The organism is Coleofasciculus sp. G3-WIS-01 (assembly GCF_040223135.1).
In the GTDB taxonomy this organism is placed as follows: Bacteria; Cyanobacteriota; Cyanobacteriia; order Cyanobacteriales; family Coleofasciculaceae; genus Coleofasciculus.
On sequence record NZ_JAVJZI010000287.1, the window covers coordinates 1 to 12,422 of the forward strand.

Annotated in this window: 13 protein-coding genes; 6 read left to right on the forward strand and 7 right to left on the reverse strand. The window is 45.9% G+C overall.

All coding sequences use genetic code 11. The features are described from left to right. Window positions 1-258 precede the first annotated feature (258 nt). Window positions 259-2,091 carry a protein kinase domain-containing protein gene (locus RIM23_RS30700; protein ID WP_446372296.1) on the forward strand — a complete coding sequence of 611 codons (1,833 nt, stop codon included), beginning with the start codon at window positions 259-261 and terminating at the stop codon, window positions 2,089-2,091. A gap of 193 nt (window positions 2,092-2,284) precedes the next feature. Beyond that, window positions 2,285-3,403: an alpha-hydroxy acid oxidase gene (locus tag RIM23_RS30705; protein ID WP_446372298.1), complete on the forward strand. Its 1,119-nt coding sequence runs from the start codon at window positions 2,285-2,287 to the stop codon at window positions 3,401-3,403. A 244-nt stretch (window positions 3,404-3,647) separates the two neighbouring features. On the opposite strand, the gene RIM23_RS30710 is transcribed toward RIM23_RS30705, so the two are convergent. After that, the gene (locus tag RIM23_RS30710) at window positions 3,648-4,391 is read right to left on the reverse strand and encodes a histidine kinase (protein WP_446372300.1); all 744 of its coding nucleotides are present in this window, start codon (window positions 4,389-4,391) and stop codon (window positions 3,648-3,650) included. A gap of 132 nt (window positions 4,392-4,523) precedes the next feature. Continuing rightward, window positions 4,524-5,351: a hypothetical protein gene (locus tag RIM23_RS30715; protein WP_446372302.1), complete on the reverse strand. Its 828-nt coding sequence runs from the start codon at window positions 5,349-5,351 to the stop codon at window positions 4,524-4,526. Window positions 5,352-5,625: 274 nt separating this feature from the next. Between RIM23_RS30715 and RIM23_RS30720 the strand changes: the two genes are divergently transcribed. Further along, window positions 5,626-6,540, forward strand: a complete 915-nt coding sequence (locus tag RIM23_RS30720) for a hypothetical protein (RefSeq protein WP_446372304.1) — start codon at window positions 5,626-5,628, stop codon at window positions 6,538-6,540. A 48-nt stretch (window positions 6,541-6,588) separates the two neighbouring features. On the opposite strand, the gene RIM23_RS30725 is transcribed toward RIM23_RS30720, so the two are convergent. Both RIM23_RS30725 and RIM23_RS30730 read right to left on the reverse strand, forming a co-directional pair. Further along, window positions 6,589-7,047, reverse strand: coding sequence for an MgtC/SapB family protein (locus RIM23_RS30725; RefSeq protein ID WP_446372306.1), 459 nt, complete (start codon window positions 7,045-7,047; stop codon window positions 6,589-6,591). 41 nt (window positions 7,048-7,088) lie between these two features. After that, entirely contained in the window at window positions 7,089-7,331 is a 243-nt protein-coding gene (locus tag RIM23_RS30730) for a hypothetical protein (protein ID WP_446372308.1), read from the reverse strand. A 38-nt stretch (window positions 7,332-7,369) separates the two neighbouring features. Here RIM23_RS30730 and lipB point away from each other — a divergent pair, with 38 nt between their 5' ends. Continuing rightward, window positions 7,370-8,011, forward strand: a complete 642-nt coding sequence (lipB, locus tag RIM23_RS30735; RefSeq protein ID WP_446372310.1) for a lipoyl(octanoyl) transferase LipB — start codon at window positions 7,370-7,372, stop codon at window positions 8,009-8,011. A 179-nt stretch (window positions 8,012-8,190) separates the two neighbouring features. On the opposite strand, the gene RIM23_RS30740 is transcribed toward lipB, so the two are convergent. Then, the gene (locus RIM23_RS30740) at window positions 8,191-9,186 is read right to left on the reverse strand and encodes an FHA domain-containing protein (protein ID WP_446372312.1); all 996 of its coding nucleotides are present in this window, start codon (window positions 9,184-9,186) and stop codon (window positions 8,191-8,193) included. A 152-nt stretch (window positions 9,187-9,338) separates the two neighbouring features. Further along, window positions 9,339-10,016 carry a DUF3120 domain-containing protein gene (locus tag RIM23_RS30745; protein ID WP_446372388.1) on the reverse strand — a complete coding sequence of 226 codons (678 nt, stop codon included), beginning with the start codon at window positions 10,014-10,016 and terminating at the stop codon, window positions 9,339-9,341. Between the two features lie 277 nt (window positions 10,017-10,293). On the opposite strand from RIM23_RS30745, the gene RIM23_RS30750 reads away from it, so the two are divergent. Next, a complete protein-coding gene (locus RIM23_RS30750; protein WP_446372390.1) occupies window positions 10,294-11,268 on the forward strand; it encodes an undecaprenyl-diphosphate phosphatase in 975 nt (324 codons plus the stop codon). Between the two features lie 51 nt (window positions 11,269-11,319). On the opposite strand, the gene RIM23_RS30755 is transcribed toward RIM23_RS30750, so the two are convergent. Next, complete coding sequence (locus tag RIM23_RS30755; protein ID WP_446339744.1) at window positions 11,320-12,036, reverse strand: TerC family protein; 717 nt, start codon at window positions 12,034-12,036, stop codon at window positions 11,320-11,322. 174 nt (window positions 12,037-12,210) lie between these two features. Here RIM23_RS30755 and psaM point away from each other — a divergent pair, with 174 nt between their 5' ends. Then, window positions 12,211-12,306, forward strand: a complete 96-nt coding sequence (gene psaM, locus RIM23_RS30760) for a photosystem I reaction center subunit XII (RefSeq protein WP_071777246.1) — start codon at window positions 12,211-12,213, stop codon at window positions 12,304-12,306. Window positions 12,307-12,422: the final 116 nt, after the last annotated feature.

Here is a 12,422-nt window from a genome sequence, read left to right on the forward strand (position 1 = left end):
TTCACAAATTGACAATGGATAATGAACAATGGATAATGACCTCTCCTTAAAAGAAGAGGATTGAAATTAAGGAAAATCTTTTTTAATTTCTTCGTAAACGAAGAGGTCTTAGACCCAATTAATCAATTATCAATTATCAATTATCAATTATTAATTATCCATTGATAAAATCCGCGATCGCACCCCAATAATTGAAAGGGATCATTACCATTCTACCCTTCTACCTTTTTACCCTTTAATCCTCCTACCATTTTCCTCTTGAGCTACTGTATTAACCCAAACTGTCCAAAACCTGAAAACAAAACCGAGCAAAACTTCTGCCAAACTTGCGGCACAAAACTGATAGTAGCAGAACGATATCGTCCGCTTCGGCTTTTGGGTGTTGGGGGATTGGGTAGAACGCTGTTAGCTGAGGATGAATCCCAGCCATCAAAACCTTACTGTGCCATCAAACAGTTTTACCCCCAAGGACAAAACAATTCCCCAAAAGCTGCCCAATTATTTAATCAAGAAGCTGAACGATTAAAAGAATTAGGCAACCATCCCCAAATTCCGGAATTTTTAGCCTATTTTGAGCAAAATAATTGTCAGTACATTGTCCAAGAATTTATCGATGGACAAAATCTAAATCAAGAGCTAGCAGAAGTAGGCGCATTTTCAGAGGGTCACATTCGCAGTCTGTTGAGTGATTTACTCCCCGTACTGCAATTTATTCATCAGGGAAATGTTATTCATCGAGATATTAAGCCAGAGAATATTATCCGGCGTCGTCGCGATAGGAAATTAGTCCTCGTCGATTTTGGTGCGGCTAAGTATGCCACCTGGACGATTTTAGCTAAAACTGGCACAACAATTGGTTCTGCGGGATATGCGGCACCCGAACAGACGTTTGGTAAAGCTGTCTTTGCCAGCGATATCTATAGTTTGGGAGTTACCTGCATTCATTTGTTAACTCAGATGCAGCCCTTTGACTTATATGAACCTTTAGAAAATGGCTTTGTCTGGCGACAGTATTTAGTCAATAATCCCGTCAGTCAGAAACTTGCTGATATTCTGGATAAAATGATTCATCCTCTATTGAAACAGCGGTATCATTCTGTAGAGGAAGTCCGCCAAGATTTCCGTCAATTGGGGATAATTCAGGCAATAATTCAATACCAGACTAATTCTCCAAAACTTGAAATCAATGCCTCTTTTGTTCATACACTCCCAGGGCATTCTGGGGGAGTTGGCACTGTAGCCTTCAGCCCAGATAAAAAAAGTCTTGCTAGTGGTAGTGTCGATAAAACAATTAAGTTGTGGCAAGTGAGTATGGCATGGGAAATTCGTACTTTAGGGGGATGGTTTTCCGGACAACATACCCAGGATGTAAGTTGTCTGGCGTTTAGCCCTAATGGAAAATATCTAGTGAGTGGGAGTCAAGATACAACCCTGAAGTTATGGCGGGTACGAACCGGAAAAAAACTGGTTAGTGTCAAAAGTCATAACGGAGGAGTCTATTCAGTGGCATTTAGCCCCAATAAACCCCTATTGGCAAGTTGCGGTAGAGATAGCACAATTAGAATTTGGCAGAGTCGCAGGTTGACAACGCTACAGGTTTTATCAAGTCATTCCAGTGGGTTTAATTGTGTCGCATTTAGTCCCGATGGGCAAATCTTGGCGAGTGGGAGTTTAGATGGGACAATTGAACTGTGGCACGTTCCCCATTGGCAAAAGCTGGAGACTCTAGCGGGACATCTAAACTCAGTTGATGCGATCGCGTTTAGTCCTGATAGTATAACTTTAGCCAGTGGCAGTTCTGACGGGATGATTCGGTTGTGGGATATTCGTACCCTTACCCAGACTTCTATCATTAAGGGTAATTTACTCCAGGTGCGTTCTCTCGCCTTTAGCCCCGACGGGCGTCTCCTCGCAAGTTGCGGTGGCGATAACAGGATTAGGATTTGGGAGGTTGCGACTGGACAAGATTGTTGTATTCTCGAAGGACATACGGATACAGTTCAGGTTGTGGCATTTAGCCCCGATGGACAAACCTTGGCGAGTGGTAGTTGTGATAGAACGATTAAAATTTGGCGAGTATGGTTGTTGTAGGGGCGAAGCATTCTTGCCAAAAACTTACTCCGAAGAGGATAAATATTCTTCAAGAATGCTTCGCCCATCTCCCAGCCCCTGCGCCCATCTCCCAGCCCCAAAATTACTGCGCCCATCTCCCAGCCCCAAAATTACCAAGGATTGAATATCGTTCCGGGTTTTCCCTGTTCCCTGTTCCCTGTTCCCTCATTCTATGACTCAACCTATTAATCTTTTCGAGTACGAATCATTAGCTCATCAGCAGTTATCTCGAATGGCTGTAGATTATTACACCAGTGGCGCTTGGGATGAAGTAACCTTACGTGATAATCGTGCGGCGTTTGAGAAATTCAAACTTCGCCCCCGGATGTTGGTTGATGTGAGTCAGCGGGATTTAAGTATAACCGTTTTAGGTCAATCTCTCTCCCTACCGATTCTAATTGCACCGATGGCATTTCAATGTCTGGCACATCCAGAGGGGGAAATAGTGACAGCAAAAGCAGCGGCTAAAGTAGGATCAGCGATGGTGTTGAGTACCCTATCCACTCAACCTTTAGAAGAAGTAGCATTGGCATCAAAACAGGTGCAGTCGGAATCTCAGATAGATACTCATTCTCCATTATGGTTTCAACTCTATATGCATCGCGATCGCGCTTTGACTCAGGACTTAGTTGAACGGGCTCAAGCCGCAGGTTATAATGCCCTTTGTCTTACCGTAGATGCGCCTGTTTTAGGGTGTCGAGAAAAAGATAAGCGCAACCAGTTTACCCTACCTATGGGTATGGAATTGGCAAATTTAGCTCATCGAGATATTCCTGAAATCATCGGCGAGTCGGGGTTATTTGCCTATTTTGTCCAGCAGCTTGACCCGGGATTGACTTGGCAGGATTTGGACGGGTTGCAGTCCTTGACAAATTTACCAATTATTGTTAAAGGAATTTTAAGGGGTGATGATGCACTGCGGGCAGTAGAACATGGGGCAAAGGCAGTGATTGTATCCAATCATGGGGGTAGGCAATTGGATGGTGCGATCGCGTCGATTGATGCTCTTGCTGAAGTTGTTGCGGCTGTCGGCGATAAGGTTGATGTGCTTATGGATGGAGGGATTCGCCGTGGCACAGATGTCCTCAAAGCCTTAGCATTGGGGGCTAAAGCGGTGTTGGTGGGGCGTCCGGTGTTGTGGGGATTAGCCGTGGCGGGAGAAGCTGGCGTGCAGCATGTCTTAGAATTGTTGCGGGATGAGTTGGATGTAGCAATGGCGTTGAGTGGTTGTGCCAAAGTCGAGGATATTGATCAGAGTTTACTCAGCCTAGGTTTTAATCTGTCCCCTTAAAAAATATCACTGCCTGCGGGAGGCGGGCGGCTGCCTGTGGACGCTGAGCAAGACCAATAAAGGGCAACCTTTGGAGGCATCGGCGGATGAAGCGGGAAACCCTAAAGACGAATAAGACCGTCCTTGTTTTAAGAAGTTGGAGGTTCCCCAACTTCAGCGGATCTTGTTGGGGTACTTCACAATTGCTCCCCTTCCCTGGTAGGGAAGGGGTTGGGGGTTAGGTTGGTAAAAGTCTTAAGCCAACTTATCGAACTGTATTTCGCTTATCAACGATAACGACATCTGGATCACAATCGCCTTCTATGTCATGAGCTTCAACAACTTCTCGCTCATTTACCCTTGGCTGCTTAACCGTTGACACAGGCTTTTGTTCTACATACTCTTCTTTCACCTCAACCTCTTCTCGACGCTCATGTTCAACTGGCTCAGGCGCCTCAAAGATTTCCAACTCTTCCGCATGGCGATCGCGCATAATTGACGCCGCACGTTCAACTCTGTCGTCACTGCCGCTGAACATCAACAAATAGTCGCCGGCTTTGATGCGCTCATTGTACACCTTAGCTTTCTCTTCCGGAATACCCAGACCAATCAAAGCGCCAACGATACCGCCTGTTGCTGCGCCAATTCCGGCTCCAGCTAACGTTGAGCCTAACGCCCCTATCTCGGCTCCGGCGGCGAGGATAGGACCAACACCTGGAATCGCCAGTAAACCGACGCCAATCAAGAAACCACCAACACCACCGAGAAGAGTACCGGTAGTCGCGCCTATACCTGCTCCTTCTTGGGCTTCATTCCCGTGTTTTTCGGTAATTTCCTTAGCGCCTTCTACGTCGTCGATATTCCGCGCTAGGAGAGAAACTCTCTCCATATCAAAATTCCCATCCTTGAGCGCCTGGATCGTATTTTGAAGATTTTCGCGCTTGGGGAAAATACCAACAACACGTTTGTATTCACGGCTTTCGGGGACAAACTTTTCTTTTTCTAGCATTACTGCTCCTTTGAATAAATTAAACAACGTTAGGCTTGACTTAGCCTTTTTTCTTTGTTGTGACTAAAGCACTTTGAACGAAGACAAAAGCATAAAGATTAATGTCACACTTCATCATTCAGAACAAAACTTTTATTTATTATCGACAGCAGAAGGGAAAATATCTTCGGCTACGATAACGGGTCTGTCTGTATATCTCGACCCAAACTCCTCAATCTTCTGCGCGTCCCAACCGAGGTCAGAATCCTGCAAGAGCTTCGGGTCAAACTTACGCGCTACACCCGTCACGGTGACTCTTTCGCCTTCTTGTACAACGCTATCCTCAGCTTTAAGATTGCGATTGACACCGATAACTAAAACGCCGATATCATCTACCCAACCATCTTCAAATAGAGAGAATGAATTGGGAGAGTAAATATCTCTAACATCACCCTCGACAGCAATAACTTTGTCGAAATAGCCTGTGGGTGCTTCCGCTAAGTCTTCAGTAGTCGGAGCCAGGGCGAGGGATTCAGCGATAATAACAGGTCGGTCTTCATACTCGACATATTCGTCACCTAAGTCTACACCGTATTCGGTTTCGATATCGGCAATTACTAATTGCGCGACTTCACCCGTTACTTGAATCGGCATCTCTTGATCCTCTGGAAGATCGAAGGGAGCTTCTGTAACATCCAGGATCAGAATAGGTTCGCTACCCAACTCCTCCGCCTGCACGAGATAGCCAAAGTCACCCACTTTTTGTTCGACTTTGTTTCTAATCGTGACCTCTTTCCCGATGATGTCTTCGGTATTTTCAGCAACATCTTCGGTGGTAACGTTGGTTCTTCCCTCCTGAATTTCCTCGTTATCAGTAGTACAGCCAGGAAGAAGCAAAGCGGCTAGAGCAAATGCGATAGCTCCTAGGTAAGTCCCGCTGCGTTTAGTCCATAAGGGGACGGAGTCTCCTTGATTCAACATGATTATTCCTATCTATAGAACAAAAGTTGCTGCTTATCTTGATCGCAGCAAACTAAGCTATCTAACTCGTTGATGGTTTAGATAGAGGTTGGAAATTATTTGCTATGTACTAAACCATAGTCGCCCTAAATAGTCGTTGTGGAATCTATCAGGAGAGTGACTTGCTCCCTCTAACTAATTGCAGATTTTTTCAGAAGGGTGAGCGGTTAGGCTTTTTCAGCCTAGACGCCAGGGGAGATTGAGCGGGTGATGAATCTCTGCCATAATGGTTCAAATGCAAACACTCAAAACCCTAGCTTTAACCCTCATTGTAGGCGTCACCCTAACGGTTTCACCCTTTGCCCAACCCGTTCAGGCACAACCCTGGCGTCCTGTGCGTGGTAGTATCCTCTTTGGGATTAGTGGCATGGCATTCTTAGAACAGCAAGAGGATTCCACTTCGTTTCTAATTGTTCATGACAATAAAAGAGTAGGGGAAGGGCGTCTGGCGATGATCAGGATTACCGGCGAACAAGCCCCTGAATATTTCCCTATCAACTGGTCAAACCAACCCTTACCTGTAGATTTAGAAGCACTCACGGCTGTTCCTGGACAATCGGAACCAACATTCATGGCGTTAACCAGTTCGGGAACAGTCTATCATTTTCGGCTCAGCGCCAATCATCAGGATGTATCTTTTTTAAACATATTTAATTTGCCCAATCTGCCTGAAGGGACTAACCTAGAAGGATTTGCTTTGCAACAAATTAATGATAAGCTGCTCGCAGTTTGGGCGCATCGGGGTAACACTGAAGAACCTGGAGTCCTGTACTGGGGATTTTTGGACTTGAAAACTGATGAGATTACGCCTCAAGGTTCAGCCAGTTTAACTGTACCGTTTCCAGTGAGTAGTGTTCGCCATATTTCTGATATAAAGGTTGATTCGGCTGGCATTGTTTATATCGCCTCGGCTTCAGATCATGGTGACGATGGACCCTTTCAATCCGCCGTTTACGTAGCAGGTATTTTGAGTCTACAGGATAACCGCCTCGTATTTCACCAAAACCAGACACTGGTTCCTATTTATCGCTTAAATTATCATAAAGTAGAAGGGATTGAACTCGTACCTGGTACAGCCGGAGGCATAATTTTAGGCACAGATGATGAAAATATGGGTTCATCAGTTTGGGGCTTTGACAGAATGTTTTAGTCCCTATTTGTAAATGCCCTTTGCCTTCTGTATTGGAGACTTTTTGTACTAGCTATTCGGCTCAATTTTTTTAAACAGTCTCAAAATTACTAAAATAAATAAGGCAGAAATTAAACTTAAAACCCATAACCCACACCCCGCCGCAATTCCCAAAGCTGCTGACACCCAAATCGCCGCCGCCGTAGTCAGTCCCCGAACTCTATATCCTTGTCGCTGGGGCTGAGATTCTTGCAAGATTACTCCTCCACCTAAAAATCCTATGCCACCAATAATGCCTTGAATCACGCGCGGAAGAGCATCTGCACTTTGTTCAGCCACACCAATTAATATGGGTATCAGGGTAAAGAAAGCAGAACCAAAGCTGACTAGGATATAAGTTCTCAACCCGGCTGGTTTATCTTTGATTTCCCGTTCAAAGCCGATAATTCCTCCCACTAGTAAGGCAATACCGAGTCGGAGTCCTATCCCTAACCAATCGTTTGGCGAAAGTAAGTAAATGTTTGACAAGGGTTTGGAACATATAGTAGGTTTGGTTGACGTAAGAAAACTCAATCTGAATTCAAGCGCTTGGTAATCTGGTTCATCAGTCCAGTCAGTAGCGCACCTGCCATTAAAAGACCGATCGCAGGAGTAAAGACAGGATTCCACAGGCTATACCACAAGTCTAATCCCAGGGAAACACCAATCGATCGCCCTAGGAGTGCGATCGCGAACCAGAAGAAGCTAAATAAAACTAGGAAAAAATCAGCGACTAATAACTGATTGATCCAATAAATAAGTTTATCTTTCATAATTAATAGGGATGTTATCTTCAGAGAGTAGGACGTGAATGGCGCAGCGTAAATGCCTGCTCGACAATCAAGGTCTTGTACCTTATACTGTCGCCTGGGAACAACAGCGATCGCTCCTGTCACAACGGGTTAACGATCCCACCCTTGATGATGTTCTCTTATTAATGGAACATCCGCCTGTCTATACTTTAGGTCAAGGTGCTTCTTTAGACTTCCTCAAGTTCAACCCAAAAGAAATCAACTGGGAAGTTCACCGTATAGAACGGGGAGGTGAAGTCACTTACCATTGTCCCGGTCAACTTGTGGGCTATCCCATTCTCAATTTACGCTATTATCAGCAAGATTTACACTGGTATCTGCGACAGTTAGAAGCCGTCTTAATTGAGGTTTTAGCGGTTTATGGACTTAAAGGCGATCGCGAAACGGGGATGACAGGGGTTTGGCTAGAGGGATGCAAGGTTGCAGCTATTGGCATTAAAGTCAGTCGTTGGATTACCATGCACGGCTTTTCCCTAAATGTTTGCCCAGACTTAAGCGGGTTTAAGCACATTGTCCCTTGTGGAATAGCCGATAAACCCGTTGGCAGTCTTGCCCAGTTTATTCCAGATCTTACCGTCGATCAAGTCCGCCCAGTGGTCATTGCCAAGTTTGCCGAGGTTTTTAGTGTCTGTTATCGTTGATATCTTGTATCATTTTCAGCATAAACGCCACATATTGTAGGGACTGTAGGGGCGAGTCGCTGCAAAAATGTTCGGTTTGAGAATTAATCTTTATCGACTCGCCCTTGTCTAAATGCGACATTAGATTATTACCGATACCTGGCGGCGGGCGCCCCGATCAAATTATGGGTAGTTCAAGCCTATACGCCTTTAGAATGTAAAGAATGAGTCGCTAAAAATTTATTCAGATCAGCATAAGTTCCCGCATAGGTAGTGGTTGGCTTATCATACCCTTTCAGCGTCACAACATGTTGTTTAAAGCCCAGCTCGTTGTATCCTAACTCTTCGAGATACTTATAGGTATCTTCTCCCAAAGCAATATCCAGACCAATTTGTTTCGTCGCCGACTCCAGACGAAACGCCGCGTTCACTGTATCGCCAATGGCTGTATAATCAGGGCGATCGCCACTACCGGTATTTCCCACCATCGCATAACCTGTATTCACTCCCGTACCAATGCGGAGCGGGAAGGGTAGGGGGTATTGACTCGAAAGCGACGCCGTCATGCTGTGCAAATCGCTAACCGCTTGCAACACGTTCAAGGCTTCGTCTTTACTCACCCCTTTATGTCCATGAAACCAAATTGCCATCACCGCATCGCCAATGTATTTATCCACCCAACTCCCTGATTTGCGGATAATATTTCCCGATTGGCGAAACCAGGTGCCAATCACGGCGGAGAGAATTTTTTCATCCAGTTGGCGAGTCAGAACCGTAAAGTCGCGGATATCCACCACCATCACCGACATCAGGCGGCGCACATGTAACGTAGAGGTTAGGGTTTCACTACTCGGAGGTTGGTTATAGTCGCGATCTCGGGTGTCGGATGGCGAGTGAAATTCCAGTTCAGTCTGACCAAACATCAGCCGATCACCATTTCGTAATGTCACCGGAATACTCACTCGGCGTCCATTGACGAAGGAACCATTGCGACTCCCTAAATCAATTAGATAGAAGTCACCGGTTTCAGTACACTGTAACATCGCGTGATTTCGGGAAATCCAGCGATCTGAGAGGACAAAATTGTTATCATCTCCGCGACCAACCGTCCAGCAGTTACTACCCACCAGGGGGAGGTAGCGGTTACCAGTCTCAGTTGGTAGAAGTAAATAGGGAGTGGATCGTAGAGTCACCACAGGCACAGAAGCAACGACGGGTTAAAAAATAAACAGGAACTTAAATCTATATCCTAGTAGATGCATTCTGAAGCCAAACGAGTGATTCCGGAAACTTCACTGCCCACATTCTCAAATGTCAATAATTGTTTACTGTAGACATTCATTAGGAGTTATTGAAGTGTAGCTGCTAGCCAAAATAGGCTATCTACCCAAATTGTACTCAATACCGCCCCGCTAAATGCCCACCACGGCAATTGTCCTCTCGTCAATGCCCCACATCCTACTAGTCCTAGTGTACATCCTAAAACCGCCGCCCAGCTAATTCCCCAAGGGGTTTGCACTTGTGCGATCGCCTCTTGCAAGATGGGTGTGATTAACGCTGGATCAACGTCCATGATCTGACGCCAGTATGGAATCAGATCGGTTAAATAAAAATATACATCAGTTAGAACTGTCCCGAACAGAGAACCCAGGTAAAACAAATTACCCACAACTCCTTTCCCCCGCCATAACCCCCAAAGGGCAAAGGGTAGACCAATTGCTTCGATGGGCAAATGTAGCAGGGGTTCACTCCGCAGCCAGCCCCAATAAATTGAACCCGCTAGCCAACACCAACTAAAACCAAGTACCAAATCTCCCCACACTTGCATCCCAGGACGCGCCATCAGCTTAACCCCCAGCCATACCCACCCTACGGTTAACACTACACTTAACCAGGGCAGTTGCCGGACCAATGGCGCTTGGACAAACACAGGTACAGATACCAGAAATGATGCAGCAGCAAACAGCCACCAGCCTTGACCTCTGGCTTTTGAGGCTATACCTAGGTAACTGAGGACGCGACCGATTGAGCCAGACAGCCAAACCTCTCCGGATGGGTGGGAGTAGTTGGAGGAGGTATCAGAAAACACACTATTGCGAAACACGATTTCTTTAATTTTCTTTACTTATGTTTACAGTTCTCAATATATCATGAGCCATATCCCCCCTAGGGGGATGTAACCTATTATAGTGTACTGCTAGCACCGCACAAAGTTTGCGATCGCGATTCAGCTATGCCAAAATGCCGATTAATGCGAGTGACTGGTGATTAGTGATTGGGGATTGGGAATTTTACAGACATACATGATCAAATTGCAGTGGCGGTGGTTCAAATTTTTAAGTATTAGCCTCCTGAGCGCCTTACTCATCATTCAGTTGAAGAGTTTCGGCACCACCTTACCGACAGACGTAGCCGTACCCACCACCCCATCCACCTCCGAGATGAACATTTCTCAAGCATTGGTACTGGGAATCGTGCAGGGGTTAACGGAGTTTATCCCGATTAGCAGTACGGCACATTTAAAAGTGATACCCGTGGTACTAGGCTGGGGTGATCCGGGAGTGGCATTTACGGCGATTATTCAACTAGGGAGTATTGCTGCGGTGCTGTGGTATTTTTGGTCAGACTTATGGCAAATTTCCACAGGTACGATTAAAGCGATTCAGAGGAGGGATTACCAAGCCAACGATTTTCGCATGGCGGTGGGTATTGGCTTGGGTACTTTACCGATTGTCTTCTGTGGCTTGTTAATTAAGATATTTATTCCCGATTTTGATAATTCTCCCCTGCGGAGTACCGTCGCGATCGCTTGTGCTTCGATTTTTATGGGGCTGCTGTTGGGCGTTGCCGAAAAGATGGGTAGGAAAGAGCGTAATTTCGATAAGTTGGGGATGCAGGATGGCGTCTTGATGGGATTTGCTCAAGCCTTGGCGCTTATTCCTGGGGTGTCGCGATCGGGTTCAACGATTACAGCTGGCTTGTTTATGGGATTGGAGAGAGGCACAGCCGCCCGATTTTCCTTTTTGCTGGGTATCCCAGCGATTACTCTAGCGGGGTTAATTGAGTTAAAGGATTTATTAGAATCCGGAGTCGGGGAGGGGGGATTCATGCCCCTCACCGTGGGAGTGATATCATCTGCCGTATTTTCTTATGCCGCGATCGCTTGGTTGATTCATTACCTACAAACCTCAAACACTTGGATCTTTGTGTGGTATCGCGTCGCCTTTGGTTTGGCAATTTTGGGTGCGGTTATCGCCGGGGTATTGCCAAATAGTTAGCCTTGTGGTAATGGAAAAATATTAGTAATGAAATATGTGCCAGGGGCAGGTTTAGTCAAGCTGTTCATTAACCTCTGGTAGTGAGTTGTCTTCTTCATTCGTGCGCTGAGAAAATCCCCAAAGGAAGATCAGGGCAATACCAGTAATCATTAGCCATTCTGGCGGCACTAATTCTGGATTAATTGCCCTAGCCAAAAGTCGCAATCCGACTAGACCAACCGTAATGTAACCTGCATCCTCCAGATTGGCATACTCCTGTAGCCAACGGATGAATAATCCTGCCATAAACCGCAGGGTAATCACACCAATGGTGCCACCAACCAAAACCAGCCAGATTTGGTCAGAAATCGCGATCGCGGTGGTAACGCTATCTAAGGAAAAGGCTAGATCAGTAATGGCGATCAGGGGAATCACTTGCCAAAGCGACGTAAATCTCGGTCCATGATGGTGATGTTGTTCGTCTTCCTCTGAAGTAAAATGCTCGAAGACTAACCAGAGCAAATAAGCAGCACCGAGGAGTTCAAATTGCCAAAACTTGACCACCCACGTTGCCGTCAGAATCAGGCTAATCCGCAGAACGTAAGCTACCCCTAAGCCAAAGTTCAGCGCCTGTCGCTGGATTTTTTTGTCTTCTAAACCTTGAGCGATTGTTGCCAGCGCGATCGCGTTATCGGCTGAGAGCACTGCTTCGAGAGCGATCAGAATTAGCAGGACTAAGGGGGCTTCTATTCCTAGATTGAACGGTAAGTTAAAAACTTGATCCAGCATTAATGAAATGAATAATGATTTCGAGTATGGACGAGGGCGTAAGCTGCTCTTGCTCGGCAACTGTGAGCCTTCTGTTAACTAATCTTAACGTGTTGACCGAAATTTCTGCCGAAAACGGAGCAATAGCCAGTAGACTAAAGGTCATATTGATGTCTAATTAGGAGCTTGTAAACCATGTCCCTTTCAGATACCCAAGTTTTCGTCGCTCTCGTCGTAGCGCTCATTCCCGGTATCTTAGCCTTCCGTCTAGCTACGGAACTCTATAAGTAGTTCTCATTCTTAATCGAACCGGGAATTGGGACATATAAGGGGTGCGACGCCAACCCTTGTCTTGTAGATACAGATACGGTTTGAGTCGCCCCCCTGATATTCCGGATAATTGCAGT